This window comes from Nocardia sp. NPDC059177, assembly GCF_042755165.1.
GTDB lineage: Bacteria > Actinomycetota > Actinomycetes > Mycobacteriales > Mycobacteriaceae > Nocardia.
The window spans coordinates 149,378-169,075 of sequence record NZ_JBHZBX010000001.1; the positions used below are offsets into that span (position 1 = coordinate 149,378).

15 protein-coding genes are annotated in these 19,698 nt (G+C 70.6%); 5 read left to right on the forward strand and 10 right to left on the reverse strand.

Annotated elements, in window-relative coordinates; translation table 11 throughout:
* Window positions 1–85 precede the first annotated feature (85 nt).
* Window positions 86–583 (forward strand): MarR family winged helix-turn-helix transcriptional regulator, encoded by a 498-nt coding sequence (locus ACFXK0_RS00710; protein ID WP_379407515.1) that lies wholly within the window; start codon window positions 86–88, stop codon window positions 581–583.
* A 2-nt stretch (window positions 584–585) separates the two neighbouring features.
* Here the strand turns inward: ACFXK0_RS00710 and ACFXK0_RS00715 are convergent, their stop codons facing one another.
* A complete protein-coding gene (locus tag ACFXK0_RS00715) occupies window positions 586–1,434 on the reverse strand; it encodes a DoxX family protein (protein WP_379407516.1) in 849 nt (282 codons plus the stop codon).
* A gap of 90 nt (window positions 1,435–1,524) precedes the next feature.
* On the opposite strand from ACFXK0_RS00715, the gene ACFXK0_RS00720 reads away from it, so the two are divergent.
* Complete coding sequence (locus ACFXK0_RS00720; RefSeq protein WP_379407517.1) at window positions 1,525–2,646, forward strand: PQQ-dependent sugar dehydrogenase; 1,122 nt, start codon at window positions 1,525–1,527, stop codon at window positions 2,644–2,646.
* 60 nt (window positions 2,647–2,706) lie between these two features.
* Here ACFXK0_RS00720 and gatB read toward each other — a convergent pair whose 3' ends face one another.
* From gatB to ACFXK0_RS00765, 9 genes are all read right to left on the reverse strand, one after another.
* Window positions 2,707–4,212, reverse strand: a complete 1,506-nt coding sequence (gatB, locus tag ACFXK0_RS00725) for an Asp-tRNA(Asn)/Glu-tRNA(Gln) amidotransferase subunit GatB (protein WP_379407519.1) — start codon at window positions 4,210–4,212, stop codon at window positions 2,707–2,709.
* Between the two features lie 45 nt (window positions 4,213–4,257).
* Window positions 4,258–5,640 (reverse strand): alpha/beta hydrolase family protein, encoded by a 1,383-nt coding sequence (locus ACFXK0_RS00730; protein WP_379407520.1) that lies wholly within the window; start codon window positions 5,638–5,640, stop codon window positions 4,258–4,260.
* A gap of 30 nt (window positions 5,641–5,670) precedes the next feature.
* Entirely contained in the window at window positions 5,671–6,705 is a 1,035-nt protein-coding gene (locus ACFXK0_RS00735; RefSeq protein WP_379407521.1) for an ATP-dependent 6-phosphofructokinase, read from the reverse strand.
* A gap of 28 nt (window positions 6,706–6,733) precedes the next feature.
* Window positions 6,734–7,621 (reverse strand): hypothetical protein, encoded by an 888-nt coding sequence (locus ACFXK0_RS00740; RefSeq protein ID WP_379407522.1) that lies wholly within the window; start codon window positions 7,619–7,621, stop codon window positions 6,734–6,736.
* Window positions 7,622–7,730: 109 nt separating this feature from the next.
* On the reverse strand, window positions 7,731–8,540 hold the full coding sequence (fdhD, locus tag ACFXK0_RS00745; RefSeq protein ID WP_379407523.1) for a formate dehydrogenase accessory sulfurtransferase FdhD: 810 nt from the start codon (window positions 8,538–8,540) through the stop codon (window positions 7,731–7,733).
* 29 nt (window positions 8,541–8,569) lie between these two features.
* Window positions 8,570–9,790, reverse strand: coding sequence for an FUSC family protein (locus tag ACFXK0_RS00750; RefSeq protein ID WP_379407525.1), 1,221 nt, complete (start codon window positions 9,788–9,790; stop codon window positions 8,570–8,572).
* A 169-nt stretch (window positions 9,791–9,959) separates the two neighbouring features.
* Window positions 9,960–13,877 carry a protein kinase gene (locus ACFXK0_RS00755; RefSeq protein WP_379407527.1) on the reverse strand — a complete coding sequence of 1,306 codons (3,918 nt, stop codon included), beginning with the start codon at window positions 13,875–13,877 and terminating at the stop codon, window positions 9,960–9,962.
* A gap of 43 nt (window positions 13,878–13,920) precedes the next feature.
* Window positions 13,921–14,610 (reverse strand): response regulator, encoded by a 690-nt coding sequence (locus ACFXK0_RS00760; protein ID WP_379407528.1) that lies wholly within the window; start codon window positions 14,608–14,610, stop codon window positions 13,921–13,923.
* On the reverse strand, window positions 14,607–15,932 hold the full coding sequence (locus ACFXK0_RS00765) for a sensor histidine kinase (RefSeq protein ID WP_379407529.1): 1,326 nt from the start codon (window positions 15,930–15,932) through the stop codon (window positions 14,607–14,609). The genes ACFXK0_RS00760 and ACFXK0_RS00765 overlap by 4 nt, the downstream gene beginning before the upstream one ends.
* Window positions 15,933–16,088: 156 nt before the next feature.
* Between ACFXK0_RS00765 and ACFXK0_RS00770 the strand changes: the two genes are divergently transcribed.
* The 3 genes from ACFXK0_RS00770 to ACFXK0_RS00780 all read left to right on the forward strand — a co-directional run bounded on the left by ACFXK0_RS00770 (window position 16,089) and on the right by ACFXK0_RS00780 (window position 19,661).
* A complete protein-coding gene (locus ACFXK0_RS00770; RefSeq protein ID WP_379407530.1) occupies window positions 16,089–16,412 on the forward strand; it encodes a hypothetical protein in 324 nt (107 codons plus the stop codon).
* Between the two features lie 67 nt (window positions 16,413–16,479).
* On the forward strand, window positions 16,480–17,172 hold the full coding sequence (locus ACFXK0_RS00775) for an ABC transporter ATP-binding protein (protein ID WP_379407531.1): 693 nt from the start codon (window positions 16,480–16,482) through the stop codon (window positions 17,170–17,172).
* Window positions 17,169–19,661: an FtsX-like permease family protein gene (locus ACFXK0_RS00780; RefSeq protein ID WP_379407533.1), complete on the forward strand. Its 2,493-nt coding sequence runs from the start codon at window positions 17,169–17,171 to the stop codon at window positions 19,659–19,661. The genes ACFXK0_RS00775 and ACFXK0_RS00780 overlap by 4 nt, the downstream gene beginning before the upstream one ends.
* The last annotated feature ends 37 nt before the right edge of the window (window positions 19,662–19,698 follow it).

Genomic DNA, 19,698 nt, shown 5'->3' on the forward strand with positions numbered 1-19,698 from the left:
CGCATCTCCTATTTCCATGGTGGAATATTTCCATGGTCAAAGTAAATTGCGGGCAATAGGATGTCAACCGACGCGAAAGGAACCCATGAGTCGGTCGGACGCTGGTGCGCAGTATCAACGGATCCACGAGGGCATGCGCGCCTATGGCGCGAACTACCGCGAATTCACCCATCGGTTCGCGACCTGGCTCGGGTTGCACTCCACCGATGCCGAGGCGCTGATCGAGATCCTCACCGCGGAGGAACGCGGCGGCACTCTGTCACCCGCGCGGCTCAGCGAGCGGATCTCGTTGTCCAACAGCGCGACCACCGCGCTGCTGAACCGGCTCGAGAAAGCCGGTCATATCGTCCGCAGCCGCGAGCACGACGACCGGCGCATCGTCACCCTGCGCAGCACTCCGCGCATCCACGCCATGGCCGATGACTTCTTCGGTCCGCTCGGGGTGAAAGTGGAGGACACAGTGATGGGGCGATACTCCGCCGCCGAACTGCGGCGGTTCGAGGAATTCCTGGCCGATGTGCAGACCGCGATGACCGCCCACCTGGCCGAACCCGGGCCGCCGCGGCCGCCGGAGCTGGGCTGAGCTCAGTCGAACGGACCGACACCGGTCAGCGGGTTGCCGCCGTGCAGGAACCAGAAGGTGAGGATGGCGGCGGCGATCGCGAGCAGGACCACGACGCCGGAGCCGTAGGCGGGGCGGGTGGCCCAGCCCCGGGTGCGATCGAGGGACCAGCGGCCGGGGCCGGTGAGCACGATCGCCAGGGCGGCGCCGGCCAGGATCGAGTCGATCTCGACACCCGAGGGGGTGGCGGCGTTGTACTGGAAACCGGGGATCATGCCCTGCTTCCACATCCAGGCGTTCAGGATCGTCGCCAGGACCGCGCCCGCGGCCAGCGGGGTGGCCAGGCCGATCACCAGCAGGATGCCGCCGCCGAGTTCGCCGGCGATCACCAGGGCCGTCGACAGCGAGGGATAGTCCCAGCCGCCGGATTCCATCATGGCCTTGGTGCCGTCGAGGCCGGGGCCGTGGAACCAGCCGGTCAGCTTCTGCAGGCCGTGGTAGATGAAGGTGTAGCCGACGACCAGCCGCAGCACGAACAGGCCGAGGTCGAGGGTGCCGCGGCGGGGTTCGCGATTGCGGCGCTGCAAGCGCACCGCACCGGCCGAGGCGGCGGTCGCGGGCGGGATCGAGGCATAGCCGTAGTCGTCGCCCCCGCCGCCGGACTGCACCGAATCGGCGGTCGGGACGTCCTCACCGGGATCGAGGTCGAGGTCCTCGTCGGTGTGCGGGAGGTCCTTGCGCATATCGGCCTTGCGCATCTGCGTCGTCGGCGAATCGTACGGGCTGGTCACCGGGCGACCCGCCGACGACGCGGCCGGTCCGGCCTGCGCCGACTTGTCGGCGTCGGGTGTGTCATTCGACTTGTCGGTCACCGCCTCACCTTATGACGTGGAATCGTGGTGCGCCGCTCTTCCCTCGATCAGGCGTGTCCACCCCGCTCGACTGCCGGTAACGTCTGACGCATGAGTTCGGGAATCGCGGGCCGCGTGGCAGTCGGGTTGGCAATCGGTACCGTGCTGGTCGCCGGGTGCGCGCGGTTCGACGAATCGGCGTCGAGCCCGTTCACGACCGAGCCGTCGCTGGGTGGGTCGGGGGCGGAGCCGAAGAAGCCACAGGATTCGCCGTCGCAGCCGCCGCGGCCGACGGGTCCGTGTATCGATCCCGATCCGAATGTGATCGCCACCTGCCTGGATTCGGCGTCGGGGCTGATCTCGGTGGGTGAGGGCGCGCTGGTGGCCGAGCGGCGCACCGGCCGCATCCTGCAGGTGACCCCGGTCGACGCGAGTACCCCGCAGCCGCCGCCGGTGGAGGTCGCCAGCGTGGCCGTCGACGGATCCGGTGACGGTGGCATCTCCGATATCGTGCTCTCGCCCACCTTCCACGAAGACGGCCTGATGTACGCCTACATCACCACCGGCAGCGACAATCGCGTGGTCCGTATCTCCGAGGGCGGCGGCACCAAGGAGATCCTCACCGGAATTCCCAAGGGCGCCACCGGCAATCGCGGTGCGCTCGAATGGGCGACACCCACTCAGCTGCTGGTGCTCACCGGCGACGCCGGGAACCCCGCCGCCGCGGCCGATCCCAGCTCGCTCGGCGGCAAAGTCCTGCGCCTGGAGTCACCCACGTCGGGCACCAATACCCCGCAGGTGGTCGCCTCGGGGATCGGCACGGCCGGTGATCTGTGCCGCGACGGCAAGGACGGCATGTGGGTCACCGACCGCACCGCCGCCGAGGACCGGCTCCAGCACCTCGGCGCCGACGGCACCCTCACGGTCGCCTGGACCTGGCCCGACCATCCCGGCGTCGGCGGCTGCACAGCCACCGGGGACGGGGTCGCGGTGGCCCTGAGCGAAGCCAAGGCGCTGGCCGCGGTCGCCGCCGACCCGGCCACCTTCGCCGTCACCACCGCGCCCACGCTGATCGCCCAGGACAAGTACGGCAAACTCCTCGGCGCCACCGCGAGCGCCGACGGCAGCGTCTGGGTGACCACGATCAACAAGACCGACGGCGAGCCGGGCGAATTCGACGACCGCGTCGTGCGCATCCCGCCCCCGCAGGGCGGCGCGGGCGGCCCGGACTAGAGCGGATACGCGACGGCCGCCCGCCTGTGAAAACAGTGCGGGCGGCCGTTTTTCGTCGTCCTAGGAGCAGGCGGCGATAACCAAGTCGCGGACCTTGGCCGCGTCGGCCTGGCCTCGGGTGGCCTTCATGACGTCGCCGACGATCTTGCCCGCGGCCTGGACCTTGCCCGCGCGGATCTTGTCGGCGATGTCGGGGTTGGCGGCCAGTGCCTTCTCGACCTCGGCCTGCAGGGCGGAGTCGTCGCTGACCATGCCGAGACCCTTGGCCTCGACGATGGCGGCCGGCTCGCCCGCACCGGCGAGGACGAAGTCGACGACCTGCTTGGCGACCTTGTTGTTCACGGTCTTGGCCTCGACCAGCCCGATGACCGCCGCGACCTGGGCCGGGGTGATGGGCAGCTCGGCGAGGGCGACCTCGCGCTCCTTGGCCTTCTCGGTCAGGTAGGCGACCCACCAGGAGCGGGCCTCGTCGGCGCCCGCGCCCGCCTCGACGGTGGCGATGATCAGGTCGAGGGCACCCGCGTTGACCAGGTCGCGCATGACCTCGTCGGACAGGCCCCAGTCGGCCTGGATGCGCGCGCGCACCAGCCACGGGTATTCGGGAATGGTGCCGCGCAGTTCCTCGACCCAGGCCGCGTCCGGGGCGACCGGCTCGAGGTCCGGCTCCGGGAAGTAGCGGTAGTCCTCGGCGGTCTCCTTGCGGCGGCCCGCGGAGGTGGACCCGTCGGCCTCGTTGAAGTGGCGGGTCTCCTGGACGATCTCGCCGCCCGCGGTGAGCACGGCGGCCTGGCGGCGCATCTCGTAGCGCACCGCGACCTCGACGCTCTTGAGCGAGTTCACGTTCTTGGTCTCGGTGCGGGTGCCGAATTCCTTCGCGCCCACCGGCATCAGCGACACATTGGCGTCACAGCGCAGCGAGCCCTGCTCCATCTTCACGTCCGAGACGTGCAGCGAACGCAGTACCTCGCGCAGCGCGGTGACATACGCGCGGGCCACCTCGGGGGCGCGCTCGCCTGCCCCGGTGATCGGTTTGGTGACGATCTCGATCAGCGGCACGCCGGCGCGGTTGAAGTCGAGCAGCGAGTGACTGGCGCCGTGGATCCGGCCGGTCGCACCGCCCACGTGCAGCGACTTGCCGGTGTCCTCCTCCATGTGGGCGCGTTCGATGTCGACCCGGAAGGTGGAGCCGTCGTCGAGCACCACGTCGAGGTAGCCCTCGGTGGCGATCGGCTCGTCGTACTGGCTGATCTGGTAGTTCTTCGGCTGGTCCGGGTAGAAGTAGTTCTTGCGCGCGAACCGGCCCCACGGGGTGATCGAACAGTTCAGCGCGAGGCCGATGCGGATGGCCGACTCGACGGCCTGCTCGTTGACCACCGGCAGCGAGCCGGGCAGGCCGAGGCACACCGGGCACACCTGGGTATTGGGTTCGGCGCCGAATTCGGTGGGGCAGCCGCAGAACATCTTGGTCGCCGTGGACAACTCGACGTGGACCTCCATGCCGAGCACCGGCTCGTACCGGGAGATGACATCGGCGTAATCCATCAACTCGACCGTAGGTGCGCTCATACCCAAGAGTCTAGGTAAGCCCTCCGACGCCGCTCGGCGGTGGTCCTAGCGCGGCGGGACGCGCTGGGTGAGCCAGTCGGTGACATAGGTCAGCACGGCCGGGTCGACGGTGGTCTCGATGGTCGAGTACTCGCTGGGTTTGCCGGTCTCGGTGGGCTGCATGAGGTGGTTGAGGCCGGGGAAGCTGTGCACTGTCGCATCGGGCGAGCCCGCGAGATTCGCCCGCATCGGGCCCTCGTTCTGCGCGGCGGGCACCTGTAGGTCCTTGCCGCCGAAGAACGCCAGCACCGGGATCCGCATGGCCTCGAGCGCCGGTTTCGGGTCGTAGGTGACCAACGCCGTCATGTACGGGGTGTTGAAGGAGTCGATGGCTTCTTGCGTGGCGCGCTGGTCTTCGGGCTGGGCCTGGTTGTGCTGCTCGACGAAGGCCTTCGCGCCCGCGGTGTCACCGGCGCGCAACAGGTTCGTCCACTGGGTGAGGTAGTCGATCTGGGCGTCGATATCGCTCTGCGCGGCGCCCTCGGCGGCCATGGTGAGCTTGTTCTGTTCGATCAGGATGTCGGCGCCGACCACCGACGGGCCCGCCATCAGCACCGCGAAGGCCACCCCGCTGTCGGGGCGGGTCGCGACCAGCGGGGCGAGGTAGCCGCCTTCGCTGTGCCCGAACAGGCCGACCCGCGCCGGGTCGATCTCCGGACGGGCGCGCAGGAAATCGACGCCGGCGGCGGCATCGTCGGCGAGTATGGGATAGGTGGCCTGATCGAGATCGCCGCCGGTACCGCCGACGCCGCGATCGTCGACGCGCAGAACGGCATAGCCGGCCCGGGTGAAGGTGTCGGCCAGCAGCAGGAACGGGCGGTGCCCGGCAAGGGACTCGTCGCGGTCCTGCGGGCCGCTGCCGGTGATCATCAGGATCGCCGGGAACGGTCCGGCGCCCTCGGGTTCGGTGAGGGTGCCGGCGATGGTGATGTCACCGCTGGGATAGCTGACGTCCTCGCTGCGGTAGGGGTACGGCGGGGCAGGCTCCTGCGGCCGGGCCGGGGCCGGGACCGGACCGCGGCTGAGCACCAGCGGTACCGTCTGCCCGTGTTGCGCCCATTCGCCGGTGATCTGGTCGCCGTCGAGTGTGCCGCTGTAGCGCGGGTCGCCGGGGACATCGGCCATGGCGAACTCGACCCGGTCCGGTTCGGTGCGTACGTCTTTCAGCGGTGCCGCCCGCACACCCTGCAGGGGGATGTCGATGGTGGCCGAGCCGTCCTCGGCGAAGCTCACCCCGATCGCCACCGGCTGACCGCCGTTGGCGAGCTCGCCGTGCCACGCCCCGAGTACGGCGGTCGGCGTGGACTGTTCGTCGGTGGATCCCGAACAGCCCGCGACCAACGCGGCGACGACGAACAGAACCGTGACGATCACTCGGCCGGGGCGCATACAGCCACGGTACCGATGCGCACCGACAAGTCAGCCGAAAAAGGCCTGTGCCTCGCTGAGCCGTTCGGCGGGAACCCGTTTGAGCTGCTTGGTCGCCTCCGAGAGCGGGACCAGGCCGATCGCGGTGCCATGCAGGGCGACCATCATGCCGAAGTGCCCGGCGTGCACGGCCTCGGCGGCGTGCACGCCGAAGCGGGTCGCCAGGATGCGGTCGTAGGGGGTCGGGCTGCCACCGCGCTGGACGTGCCCGAGCACGGTGGTGCGGACCTCCTTGCCGATCCGGCGCTCGATCTCGGCGCCGAGCTGCTGGGCGACGCCGGTGAAGCGTTCGTGGCCGAACTCGTCGATTCCGCCCTCACGCAGGGCGAATCCGGAATCGGGCGCCGGATGCGCGCCCTCGGCGACCACGCAGATGAAGTGCTTGTCGCCGCGCTGGAACCGCGATTTGATCATCGCGCACACCTGGGCGACGTCGAAGGGTTCCTCGGGGACCAGGGTCAGGTGCGCGCCCGCGGCGATGCCGGAGTTCAGCGCGATCCAGCCCGCGTGCCTGCCCATCACCTCGACGAGCATGACGCGCTGATGCGATTCCGCGGTGGTGTGCAGCCGGTCGATGGCCTCGGTGGCGATGGACAGGGCGGTGTCGTGGCCGAAAGTGACGTCGGTGCAGTCGATGTCGTTGTCGATGGTCTTGGGCACACCGACCACCGGTACGCCCTCGTCGGAGAGCCAGCTCGCCGCGGTGAGGGTGCCTTCGCCGCCGATCGGGATGAGCGCGTCGATGCCGTTGTCGTCGAGGGTCCGCTCGAGCCGGCCGAGGCCCTCGCGCAGCACCTCCGGATTGGTGCGGGCGGTGCCGAGCATGGTGCCGCCCTTGGCGAGCAGCCGGTCCGTGCGGTCGTCGTTGTGGATGCGGATCTTGCGATCCTCGAGTAGGCCGCGCCAGCCGTCCTCGAATCCGACGATCGCGTCGCCGTAGCGGCCGTTCGCGGTGCGGACCACCGCCCGGATCACCGCGTTCAGCCCTGGACAGTCTCCGCCTCCGGTCAAGACTCCGATGCGCATGGCGTTCATCTTGCCGCACCCGCGCTGATCAGGCGCAGTGACCACCGGCCAGTTCACCGAGGTGCCCGGAGATCAGGGTGGCCATCTTGTCGAGCATGGCCATGCCGTCGGCGAAGGCGCCCGAATCCGGTTGCGCGGCGAAGGCGATCGCGATCCGGCCCGAGGGCGAGTCGATCATCCCGAACTGGCGGACCAGGTACTTGCCGGACAGGTCCGGCCCCCATCCGCCCTTGAATTCGGCGCTGCCGAAGGCGCCGAGCCCCCAGCGGTGACTCGGGATGATCTGCTGCATGAGCCCGACCACGCGTTCGCTCTGCGGGAGGCAGGGCAGGTTCGCGGCGAAGCGCACCTGGTCGGTCAGCGCCCATTCGGCCTGACCGTAGATCGAGGCGTCGGAGCGGGTGCGCACCGCGGGCACCGTGGTCTTGGTGTCACCGCCCTCGCGCAGCACGCCGACCACGGCCAGGGCGGCCGCCTCGGCGCCGCCCAACGACTCCCACAGGGTGTCGGCGGCGCTGTTGTCGGAGGCGGTGATGGCCGCGGTCGCCGTGGTGACGTAGGCGGAGCTGTTGCGCAGGGCGGCGATGGCCAGCGGCACCTTGATCGTCGACCAGGCCGGACCCGTGGTCCAGTTGCCGAAGGTGACCGCCTGGCCGCCGCCGACCGGCATGATCGCCAGGCCCATGGTGCCGCGGAAGCCCTGCTGGAGGGCGGCGAAATCGCCGGCCAGACTGCCGGGGACCGCGATGGAGATATCGCCACCGCCCAGGCCGGGGTCGACCGCGACGGGAGCCGTGGTGATGGTCGGCTCGGCCACGGGCGCCGTCGGTTCGGGCCCGCAGGCGGCGGTGAGCAGGGCGAGAGTACCGAGCAGCGCGTACAGCACCGATCGAACGCGACGTCGGTTGTTCGTCATCATGTGAAGCATCTTCGTTTGTGAACTCCCCCGGGCTTTCGGTGCTGGGTAACCCGTCCCGACACCGTACTGGGCAGCATGGCGCAAGCCCACCCCGACCGCAAATAGCTCAGCTCAGACGGTGTTCACCGGTGTAGATGTTCATCGATTCGCCGCGCAGGAAGCCGACCAGGGTCAGGCCGGCGTCGGCAGCCAGGTCGACGGCCAGCGAGCTCGGCGCCGACACCGCGGCCAGGATCGGCAGGCCGGCCATCACCGCCTTCTGGGCCAGTTCGAACGACGCGCGGCTGCTCACCACGAGCATCAGATCGTGGGCGGGAATCCGGTTCTCCCGTACCGCCCAGCCGATCACCTTGTCGACGGCGTTGTGCCTGCCGATGTCCTCGCGCAGGGCCAGCAGGGTGCCGTCGGTGGTGAACAGGCCCGCCGCGTGCAGGCCGCCGGTGGCGTCGAAGAGTTTCTGCCCGGCCCGCAGTTGCCGGGGCAGCCCGGCCAGCACGGTGGTGGTGACCGCCGCGGTGTCGTGCGGGATGGGATAGCGAGTGGTCGTGCGCACCTCGTCGAGGGCGGATTTTCCGCAGAGCCCGCACGCGCCGGTGGTCAGGAAATTGCGGGTGTGGATCGAGGCCGGGGTGCGCAGACGCAGGTCGAGCACGTTGTAGGTGTTGTGGCCCTGCTCGTCGGTGCCCGCGCAATAGCGGGCGGTGACGAGGTCCTCGGCCGAGGCGATGATGCCCTCGCCGAAGAGGAACCCGTGCACCAGATCGATGTCGTTGCCCGGGGTTCGCATGGTGACGGTGAGCGAGCGCCCGTCGACCCGGATCTCCAGCGGTTCCTCCACCGCCAGGGTGTCGGGTCGCTCGACCCGGCCGCTCGGGGACAGGCGGGTCGTCTTGCGGCGTGTGGTGACTCTGCTCATCGAGGTCGCCGATCCTGCGGCCGGATCGCTCAGTCGTCCTCGGCGTCGGCGGCCTTGTTGCGGGCGCGGGCGATCTCGAGTGCGCGTTCGGCGGTGGCCTGATCGGGGTACGGGCCCATCCGGTCGCCGTACCAGCAGGTCTTGCCCTGCTCGGCCTTGTGATGCTTGATGCAGTAGTACCACTGGTTGTCATCAGCCATAGCGTCAGTATGCAACGGTTCGCATGACTGTGTCGGCAAGCCGGGCACACCGGTATCGCGCACGAGTACGGCGACGGCGATACCGACCGCGGCGCCGAGCAGGGTGTCCACCCCGCGGTCGGTGAGCATGGTCAGCGGATCGGCCGGGCTGGCCAGCTCGGTCATCGAGATGATCAGCGGGGTGAAGAAGCCCAGTGCCAGCGCGTAGTGGCGAGCCATGAACAGTTCGGTCGGGTACAGCAGCGCGATGATGGCCAGCGCCAGCACGGCCGGGCTGGGTCCGGGGATCAGCAGCGGCGCGGTCACCAGGAGGCCGAGCACGGTGCCCGCGACACGATGCAGCCCACGGTTGATCCGGTCGCGGGCGCTCGCGGCCGCCAGCGGTACCGCCGCACCCGCCATCACCCAGTTGGCATGGCCGACACCGAGCAGCAGGCCGATACCGCCGGCGATCGAGATAGCCAGCGCGTAGCGGGCCGCCTGGACGAGGGAGATGCGCCCGGTCCGGTGCGGCGCGATCTCCGGCGCGTTCGGGTCCCGGGCCCGGCGCACGGATTCGAGGTAGCCGACCACCACACACAAGACGGCGGTGGCCGCGCAGATCATCAGGGCGAGAACAGGATTCGGCTGCACGTGGGCCACCATGGCGATGGCGCCGAAGGCGAAGATGCCGAAGAACGGGCCTTCGGGGCGCAGGCCGAGCCGGTCGGTGATCGGCGAGGCGAGCGCGGCGAACACCGTCACCGCGACGACGAGCACCACGGGCGACGCGTGCAGGCGGGCCAGCAGGATGCCCGCGCCGACCGCGCCGACCAGCATCACCGCGGCCTCGCTCTGATGCAGCAGGCGCTGACGTGGCGATTCGGCGAATCCGTACATGCCGGTGAAGGAACCGAACACCGCGAAGATGAGCAGGTCCTCCCGGCCGAGCGCGATGAGTATCAGTCCGGGGACGGCCAGCCCGGCGAAGACCCGGGCGGCGGGCAGGTGATCGATCTCGGTGACGGCCTGGCGGATACTCGGGCGCGCCGGGGCCGACGTGGTGGGCAAGGTTCCTCCGAAAGCTCGGTCCCGGGGCGATTCCTCCGGGCCGCGCAGTCATCGTCTATGACCCTTGCACTGCACGTCAAACCGCTGTGACCGCCGTCGCAGCCGGTTTCGGGGCCGCGGACCACGGCCTGCCCGACCGGTCGCGACGCCGGGGTCGCGACCGACCGGATCAGTAGACGTAGACGATCGCGTTCTCGCCGCCGGTGCAGGTGACGAGCTTGCCCTCGGGCGTGCAGGTCATCGTGTAGGTGCGGCCGGTGACCGGGCTGGTCGCCACCACCGGCCGCGTCGCCGTGCCCGATCCACCGCTGGCGTAGGCCTCGCGGACCGCTTCGGCGAACGGGCAGCTGGTAACGGTGTTGCCGACCGCCGCGTTGCCGAAAGTGCCACCGGCGGAGCCGGATTCGCAGGGTTGCGCGCCGGCGGGCAGGGTGACCGGACCGGCCGAGGTGGTCGGGGCCGCGGTGGTGGCGCGCGGGGTGGTCCCGGCGGGCTGACCGGTGGCCGGGGCGAGCGTGGTCGGGGCGCCGGCGGTGGTGTCGGCGGAGTCGGTCGCCGACATCAGCCGCCAGCCGATCGCGCCGCCGATGGCCAGGACGACCACGGTGAGCACACCGACGAGCACCGGCAGCAGCAGCGAGCGGCGGGGACGCCGGTCCTCCTCCGGCCAGTGCTGGTCCGGACCGTAACCGGGATCGTAGGCCGGATCGCGGTAGGCGTGGTCGCCGTAGGCTTGCTGGTGCTCATCGTATTGCGAGTAGGCGGCTTCCTGGCCGCCGTGGTCGTCGTACTCGGCGGGCGCCTGGTGCGCCGGGAACGGGGCTGCCCCGCCGCGGTACTGATGCGTCGGCTGCGCGCGCTGCGGGTCCGCCGGCCCGCCCTGATAGTGCTGGGTCGGTGCCGCGCGCTGGGCGTCGAGGCCGGCGGGGTCGTACTGCTCGGTCGGCGGGCCCACCTGGCCGGCGCCGCCGAAGTGCTGGGTGGCGGCGTAGCGCTGCGGATCGTCGGCCGGGCCGAACCGGTCGTCGGCGTACGCGTCGGCACCGAACATCTGGGTCCGGGCGGCGGGATCGTCACCCTCGCGACCGAATGCGTCGAATTGGTCGTCGTCGCCGCCGAACTTCCGCGTCGCCGCGCCGAACGGCGGGTTCGCGCGATCCGCACCCGAAGCTCCGGGCGCGGAGCCGAATCGGGCATCCGGATTCGCCCGGTCATCGCCGGGGAAGGCCGAATCACCAGGGCGGGCACCCGGATTCGCACCGAACCGGTGATCGTCGAATTCATCAGCGGGCGGACCGAACCGCTCCGGGTTCTCGCCGGGATAGCGCTGCGTCGCCGGGGCACCGGCAAATGGGAACTCACCGGAGCGCGCGGGACCGGGCATCGGGCCCTCACCCGAATAGCGCTCGGCGGGAGCGCCGGGGACCGGGAACTCACCCGAGCGCTGAGCCGAACCCTGAGCACCAGGCAGCCGGTGGTCATCGGGGTAGCGCTCGGCGGGAGCACCCGGGCGACCGGGGACCGGGAACTCACCCGAACCGTGATCGCCGAACGCGGAACCTTCACCGGAATAGCGTTGTGTTGCAGGGGAACCCGGAACTGAGAACTCGCCGGAGCGCTGAACCGAACCCGGAGGACCAGGGGTCGGATACTCGCCGGGGTAGCGCTCAGTGGGCGAGCCCGGACGACCGGGAACCGGGAACTCATCAGAACCCTGGGGACCGAAGGCCGGGCCCTCGCCGGGGTAGCGCTCGGTGGGCGCTCCGGGGCGGCCGGGAATCGGGAATTCGCCTGAGCGCTGGGGGGTACCCGGTTGCGGGTAGTCAGCGGAATTACGTTGGGTCGCAGGGGAACCGGCGAGGGGAAACTCGCCCGAGCGTTCGGGCGGGGCCTGGCGGCCGGGAAGTGGGGGCTCGCCCGGATAGCGCTGGGTTGCCGGGGAACCGGGGAGGGGGAACTCGCCGGAGCGTTCGGGCGGGGCCTGGCGGCCGGGAAGTGGGGGATCGCCCGGATAGCGCTGGGTTGCTGGGGATCCGGGGGTGGGGAACTCGCCCGTGCGCGGGGGTCCGCCCGGTGCCGGGCGTTCGGTGCCGCTGGGAGGCGGGAACTCGCCGGGGCGGCCTGGGAGTGGGGGTTCGCCGTGGTAGCGCTGGGTGGCAGGGGCCGGGTTCGGTTGCGGGGGCGGGAAGGGGTGGTCGGCGGGGGTCTGGGAGGAGGGTTCGCCGAAGTCGTTGTAGAGATGCGCGTCGGGGAACGGGCGCATGCGTGGGAGGCCCTGGTCCGGGGTGTAGGCCGGTGGGGGTTCGGGGGCCGGGGGTTCGGCCGGGCCGTCGGCGGGTGGGAGGGGGGTGAAATGGGTGTCGGCGGCGCGGATTTCGGTGGGGCCGGTGGGTTGGATCACGGCGGGGACGGAGACCTCCCCCGCACCCTCCACCGGGACGCGGCGGAAACCGGTGGTGTCGTTGCCGCCGGGACGCTGCTCCGGCGGGCGGATGATCAGCGTCGGCTGGGCACCGGTCGCGGTGGTCTGGCTGCGCGAGGTCTCGATGCCGCCGGTCGCGGCGACCGCGCCGACGACCCGGAACTCACCGGTCGGCGTCGGCGTCTGCTCGGCGGATTCCCCGGCCTCGTCGCGACCGGTGTCGCCCTTCGCTTTCCGCGCAGCACCGGTCGACGACCCGGAACTCGCCGTTCCCGGCACCGGCCCGCTCTGCGCACCACGGTCGGATCCCACCGGATTCCCACCGGTCGACCCACCCCGCCGCGCGGCAGCCGCCGCCCCGAACGTGGCAGCACTGGCCTCCGCCGCCGACCCGGCACCGAATGCCACTGCCCCCGACTGCGACCCCGAGCGGACCCCGGGTTGGGCGGTGCCCGAGTCCCGCCCCGACTGCGAACCCGCACCGCCGTGCGCGACAGCACCGGAATTCCGACTGCTGTCGGACCCGAACGGCACAGCACCGGACTGCGCACCCGCACCGAACGCGACCGCACCCGAATTCCGGCCACCCTCGGCACCGAACGGCACCGCACCGGACTGCGAACCCGCCTCGAACTCCGCCGCACCCGGCCGCGCACCCGCACCGAACGCGACCGCACCCGAATTCCGGCCGCTCTCAGCGCCGAAGGGCACACCGCCGGACTGCGAGCCGCCACCGAACGGCACAGGTCCCCCAGCGGACGGGGCGCCCGGATTCTGGCTGCCGCCGAAGGTGCCGGGACGCGCGCCGTAGTTGGCGGGGGCGTGCTGGATGGCGGCGTTGAGGACCTCGCGGGCGGCGACGGCCAGTGCACCGGCCGAGGCGTAGCGGTCGGCGGGGTCCTTGGCCATGCCGCGGGCGATGATGTCGTCGAGGCCCGGCGGCAGGCCGTGGATGATGGCGCTGGGGCGCGGGGGCGCTTCGGAGAGGTGGGCGCGGATGAGCACGCTCATGCTGGCGGCGGGGAACGGCGAACCGCCGGTGAGGCATTCGTGCAGGACGCAGGCCAGCGAGTAGATGTCGGCGCGGTGCGAGATCGGGCCGACATCGAAGCGTTCCGGCGCCATATAGATGTAGGAACCCATGGCCATGCCGGTCTGGGTCACCGCGCTGTCGCCCTCGGTGTGCGCGATGCCGAAGTCGGCCAGGTAGGCGAAATCGGCGGGGGTGACGAGGATATTGGCCGGTTTCACATCGCGATGCACCAGCCCACCCGCGTGCGCGGCGTCGAGGGCGGCGGCGATCTGCTCGACCACGGCGACCGCGCGGTCCGGGCTCAGCGGCCCGCCCTGGTGCAGCACCGTGCGCAGATCGGTCCCGGGGACCAGGCGCATGTCGATGAACAGCACCCCGTTGATCACACCCCAGTCGTGGATCGGGATGACATGCGGCTCGGCGAGCTTGGCCGCGGCCTGCGACTCACGGCGGAACCGGACCTGATAGGCCGGGTCCTGCGCGAGCTCCTCGGCCAGCAACTTCAGGGCGACCACCCGGTCCTTGCCGGTGTCGTAGGCCTCGTAGACCTCCCCCATGCCGCCCTTGCCCAGCATCGACCGCAGTTCGTACGGGCCGAATCTGCTGCCCGCCCGTGACCCAGGTGTACCCACCAGCGCCCGCCTCCCACCTCTGGCAGGCCTGCGCACCTGCTCGTCAGAAGGAAGATTCTCCCGGTGTCACCACGCCGTGGTCAAACGCGAACACGATCGCGGCGGCGCGATCGCGCAGGTCGAGCTTGCCGAATATGTGTCCTACGTGGCTTTTCACGGTGACTTCCGAGATGCCGAGTTCGGCGGCGATCTCGCTGTTGACCCGGCCTCTGCCGATCAGTTCGAGCACTTCGAACTCGCGGGCGGTGAGGTCGCCGAGCCGGCGGTCGGTGCGCGTACCGCTCGGTTTGACGGTGCGGTAGGCGGTGAGCACCCGCCCGGTGACCGACGGGTCGAGCCACGCGCCGCCTGCGGCGACGGTGCGCACCGCGCGGATGAGGTCCTCGGCGGGCGAGTCCTTGAGCAGGAATCCGGCCGCGCCCGCCCGCAACGCACCGGAGAGCAGCTGATCGTCGTCGAAGGTGGTGAGCACGAGCACCGGTGGCGCGTCGGCGCGCGCACGCAGCAACCGGGTCGCATCGATGCCGCCGACGCGTTTCATCCGCAGGTCCATCAGCACCACGTCGGGACGTTCGGCGGCGACCGCGGCCGCGACCTCGTCACCGTCGGCGCATTCGGTGACGGTGAACCCGTCGCGGCGGCGCAGGATACGGCGCAGTCCCCCGCGCACGAGTTCCTGATCGTCGACGACGAGCACCGTCACCGGGTTGTCCAGCGGCGCGGCGGCGGTCACATGTCCTCCTGGGGTTTGATTCTGAGCAGGCCGGTCAGCGTGGTCGCGATCGTCGAGCACGCGCTGGACCCGAGCGGGAACACCGCACGCACCAGCCAGGCGTCGTCGGCGGCGCCCGCGATGATCGTCCCGCCGAGCAGTTCGGTGCGTTTACGCATCCCGCGCACGCCCATGCCGGTGTCGCCGTGTCGCGCCGGACCGAGCGGCAGCGGGTTGGTCACCATCAGCGCGGCCCGTTCGGTGCTGACGTCGAGTCGCACCGTCGCCGCGTTGCCGGGCGCGTGTTTGGCGACATTGGCCAGCGATTCCTGGCCGATGCGGTACAGCGCGTGCCCCACGGCGCCCTCGACGACGGTCAGGTCGCCGGTGCGGTGGTAGTCGATGGCCAGGCCCGCGCGGCGGAAGTCGCCGATGAGTTCGTCGATATCGGCGGCGCTGGGTTCGGGCACCCGCAGCGCCGGACCGGCGTCGAGCATGCCGACGGTGCGGCGGATGTCGGCCATCGCCTGCCTGCCGAGGCGTTCGGCGTCGACGAGCGCGTCGACCGCCTCGGTGACGTCGTCGTCGGTTTGCAGCGCGCGCCGGGCCGCGGTCAGGTGCAGCAGGGTGATCGAGAGCGAGTGCGCGATCACGTCGTGCACCTCGCGCGCGATCCGGCGCCGCTCCTCGTCGGCGGCGTGATTGGCGCGAATGGCCTGGTTCTCGCGCTCCTGGTACAGGAAACGGCGCTGGTATTGCAGCATCACCCCGACGAAGACACCGAGGATGATCCCCAGTACATACATCGGCAGGCCCTGCAATCGCTGGCCCGTATCGCCCCACTGCACGTGCCCGGCGAGATCGAAGGCGACCAGCTCGGCGATCGCGAGCAGCGCGAACCCGATGGTGAGCCCGCGCGAGGCGACCGCGGCTACCTCACCGGCGACGACCACCAGCACGAACGGCGCGAAATCGGCGCTGACCGGCTGCAGCAGGAACAGCGCGCACGACAGCAACGCCGACCCTTTCAATATCGCCGGGTGCGGCATCACCCCGAAGATCGCGAACAGCGGGATCGGCAGGAAGGCGGTGGCCATCGCGATCAGCGGGAGCGGGCTCGGAAAGTAGGAATGCCGCTGGATCACGGCCGCGCCGGTGATCACCAGCAGGGCCAGGTCGGCGCCGATGATCACCGCGGGCGGATAGTCGTAGGGCAACGATTCGATGCGCTCGCGCGCGAGAGCGAGCATCCGGCGCACCCGCGCCCACGGCGGGTCCGCGAGCCGCCGCCAGCGGCTCGTCCGGCCCGCACTGGTCGCGGAGACGGCGTTACTCACCTCCATGAGCCAAGGCTAGCCGCCGTGCCGCCGCTGCGTCATCGTCCCGGGAACGGTGTCTGTCTCCTACCGGGGTAGGAGAAGAAGTCGGGTCCTCGGCACGACGATTCGGCCGCGCGCGCTCCGTAGCGTCATGGGCACCGCTCACGGAAGGTGAAGCTCATGACCTGGACCGATCTGCACCGTCGCACCGAGATCGTGCACACCGTGCTCGCCAGGGCTGCCGAGGACCCGCACGATCCCGATCTGTTCGCCGGCCTGCCGGAACTGGACCGTCTCTTCGGCGGGATCGACGGATTGATGCTGGCACTGGCGAACCGCTGGGACAATCATCTGCACGTCAAACTCGAACTCGCCGAAATCGACGACGACACACCACTGGACGCCTATCTGGCACTGGCCGCCGAGCAGCCCGCGCTGCGGGCAATCCTCGACGCCCGCCCGGTGATCGGGCACACTACCCGTGCCCGGGCGCTCGCGCGCTGACTGTCGTTCATCGAATACCCCTGGGGGACAACACATGCCGGACACGTCATCACCGCAGGAGCCACCGATGCTCGAGCTGAGCGAGGTGGTCAAGCAGTACCGCGTCGGCGATCAGCAGGTGCGCGCGCTCGACGCAGTGAGCCTGCGCATCGAGACCGGACAGTTCACCTCGATCATCGGCCCGTCCGGATCGGGGAAATCCACGCTGCTGCATCTGCTCGGCGCCCTCGATCGGCCCGATGAGGGCTCGATCCGCTTCCGCGGCACCGAGATCGGCGGACTCGACGAAGACGAACAGGCCGCGTTCCGGCTCGAACAGGTGGGCTTCGTCTTCCAGTTCTTCAATCTGCTGCCCACGCTGTCGGCGTGGGAGAACGTCGCGGTGCCGAAGTTGCTGGACGGCACCGGACTTCGCAAGGCCAAGCCGCGCGCGCTGGAGCTGCTCGACCTGGTCTGCCTGGGTGATCGCGCCCAGCACCGCCCCGCCGAGCTGTCCGGCGGCCAGATGCAGCGAGTGGCGGTGGCTCGCGCGCTGATCATGGACCCGCCGCTGATCCTGGCCGACGAACCGACCGGCAATCTCGATTCCAAGACCGGCGAGGCGATCCTCGGCCTGCTGGGTGAGATCACCGCGCAAGGCAATTCGGTGGTGATGGTGACCCACGACATGGGTGCGGTCGCCTACTGCGATCGGGTGATCACCTTGCGCGACGGGCGGATCGGCGCCGACGACGTGGTGCAGCCGCGGGTGGACGCGTGATCGCGGCGGCCTGGGATCGCTTGCGGCTGTTCAATATCGGCGAGCTGATCCGGCATCCGGGCCGGACCTTCCTGTCCGGGGCGGTGATGGGGGTCTCGGCGGCGCTGCTGGTGGCGGTGCTGAGCATCTCCGGCTCGGTCACCGGGTCGGTCGACCAGCTGACCCGCGGCCTGGCCGGTGACGCCGTCCTCGAGGTCACCGGCATCACCGACGCCGGATTCGAGCAGTCGATGCTGCCCGCGCTCGCCGCGGCGCCCGGGGTGCGGGCCGCGGTGCCGATGCTGCGCGCGACCCTGGGCACCGGTCCCGACCGGGCGATGCTGATCGGCGCCGACCAGACCATCACCGCGCTCGGCAGCGATCTGGCCGGGCCGATGGCCGAATACACGACCGAGCTGATCAGTACCCCCAAGGGCGTGCTGGTCGGTGCGGCGATGGGCTATCAGGAAGGCGACAGCATTCCGGTCGGCTGGGGCACCGCCACGGTCGCCGGGGTGCTCCCGGCCGAGGCGACCGATCGGCTCAACGGTGGCCATGTGATCGCCGCGCCGCTGCCGCTGGCGCAGCTGCTCACCGACAAGGTCGGCAAGCTCGACTCGGTGCAGATCATCGCGAAGGCGGGGACCGACGTGGGTGCGCTGCGCACCGCGCTCACCGAGGTGGTGGACGGGCGCGCGGTGGTCGCCGAGCCCAGTCTGCGCACCGCCCAGGCCGGCGGCGCGATCCAGATCCTGCGCTATTCCACGCTGATGTCCTCGGCGGCGGCACTGATCGTGTCGTCGTTCCTGATCTACAACGCGATGAGTATGGCGGTGACCCAGCGCAGGCCGACCCTGTCGCTGCTGCGCGCGATCGGTGGCAAACGCGCGCCGATGGTGCGTGATCTGCTGGTCGAGGCGGCGCTGCTCGGGCTGATCGGTGGCGCTGTCGGCGCCGTGATCGGGGTGTTCATCGGCCGGTTCTCGATCGACCGGCTGCCCGCGGCGATCGTGCAGTCTGTCGAGGCGCGCACCGAGTTCATGGTGCCGAATTACGCTGTGCCCGCGGCGATCGCGGCCTGTGTAATGGCCACGGTGCTGGCGGCCGCGATCGCGGCGCGGCAGGTGTACAAGGTCGCCCCGGTCGAGGCGCTGGCGCCGGTGGAGGCCAGTGATGCCGCCGGTGGCGGGGCGTGGCTGCGCTGGGCCGCGCTGGTCGCGGGACTCGGCCTCGGCGCGGCGGCGATCGTGCTGGCCTACCTCGATCTGGGGCGGATCTCCCTCGCCTCGATCTCGGCCTCGCTGTCCGCCACGGTGCTGATCTGCTTCGCCGCCACCCGCCCGATCGTGCGCGCGGCCGCGGTCATCGCCGGCTGGTTCGGGGCGCCGGGCGCGCTCGGCGCGACAACGCTGGAGCGGGCACCGCGCCGCGTCTGGGCGACGGCGATGACGGTGATGATGGGGGTCAGCGCGGTGGTCGCCCTGGGCGGGGCGTCGAGCAATATGGTCGACTCGGCGACCGCGTCGTTCGCCAGCCTCGGCGACGCCGACCTGTATGTGAGTCCCAGTCCGGTCGAGCAGTTCCCGACCGGCCCTGTTCTGCCGGCCGAAACCGCCGCGAAGGTGGCGGCCGTACCCGGGGTCGCGTACGTGGGGCCCGCCCAGATGGCCTTCGCGACGATCGGCAGCGGACGAGTGATGTTGCAGGGCTACCCGGCCCGGCGCGACGAGTCCAGGCTGGGCGCTGTCGATCCCGAGGTGATCGACCGGATGGCGCGCGGCGAAGGGGTGGTCATCACCCGCGACGTGGCTCGGTCCCTGCAACTCGCCGTCGGTGACGAGATCACCATGCCGACGCCGTCCGGGGAACGGACTGTGCCTGTGCTGCAGGTGATTCCGTACTTCACCGCAGTGTCCGGGGTGGTGATGATGAGCCTGGACCAGATGCGGGACTGGTATCAGCGGCCGGGTGAGACGATCCTGTCGGTGCAGTTCGCGCCCGGCGCTGACCCGCAGGCGGTGCGCGACGCGGTCCGGTCGGTGGTGCCCGAGGCGATCCACGTCGAACGTGGCGTCGACATGGTCGCGGCCATCTCGTCGAGTGTGGAACAGGGGTCGGCGATGAGCACCATGATCCTGTGGATCGTCGTGCTGGTGTCGACGGTGGCCCTGCTCAACACCTTGATGCTCTCGGTGCTGGAACGGCGCCGCGAACTCGGGGTGCTGCGCGCCATGGGCACCAATCGCACGTTCCTGTTGCGGTCGGTGCTGGCCGAGGCGGCGGGGATCGGCATCGTCGGCGCGGCGATCGGGCTGGTGGTCGGCGCGGCCGTGCAGTACCTGGCCACCATCGCGATCGGGCACGCGATGACCATCGACATCGTGTATCAGCCCAGCCCGCTGCTGCTGGTCTACGGTGTGGTCGCGCTGGGGCTGGCGCTGCTCGGTTCCATCCCGCCCGCGCTGCGGGCCTCGCGGATGCCGATCATCGCGGCACTCGCGGTCGACTGAGGTCTGCCGCGGCGGCATATTGCGTGGGCCGCCGCGG

Coding starts and splice junctions, on each gene's coding strand:
- ACFXK0_RS00770 (WP_379407530.1), top strand. CDS start 16,089: ATGACCTGGACCGATCTGCACCGTCGCACCGAGATCGTGCACACCGTG.
- ACFXK0_RS00735 (WP_379407521.1), bottom strand. CDS start 6,705: ATGCGCATCGGAGTCTTGACCGGAGGCGGAGACTGTCCAGGGCTGAAC.
- ACFXK0_RS00765 (WP_379407529.1), bottom strand. CDS start 15,932: ATGGAGGTGAGTAACGCCGTCTCCGCGACCAGTGCGGGCCGGACGAGC.
- ACFXK0_RS00720 (WP_379407517.1), top strand. CDS start 1,525: ATGAGTTCGGGAATCGCGGGCCGCGTGGCAGTCGGGTTGGCAATCGGT.
- ACFXK0_RS00710 (WP_379407515.1), top strand. CDS start 86: ATGAGTCGGTCGGACGCTGGTGCGCAGTATCAACGGATCCACGAGGGC.
- ACFXK0_RS00775 (WP_379407531.1), top strand. CDS start 16,480: ATGCTCGAGCTGAGCGAGGTGGTCAAGCAGTACCGCGTCGGCGATCAG.
- ACFXK0_RS00730 (WP_379407520.1), bottom strand. CDS start 5,640: ATGCGCCCCGGCCGAGTGATCGTCACGGTTCTGTTCGTCGTCGCCGCG.
- gatB (WP_379407519.1), bottom strand. CDS start 4,212: ATGAGCGCACCTACGGTCGAGTTGATGGATTACGCCGATGTCATCTCC.
- fdhD (WP_379407523.1), bottom strand. CDS start 8,540: ATGAGCAGAGTCACCACACGCCGCAAGACGACCCGCCTGTCCCCGAGC.
- ACFXK0_RS00740 (WP_379407522.1), bottom strand. CDS start 7,621: ATGACGAACAACCGACGTCGCGTTCGATCGGTGCTGTACGCGCTGCTC.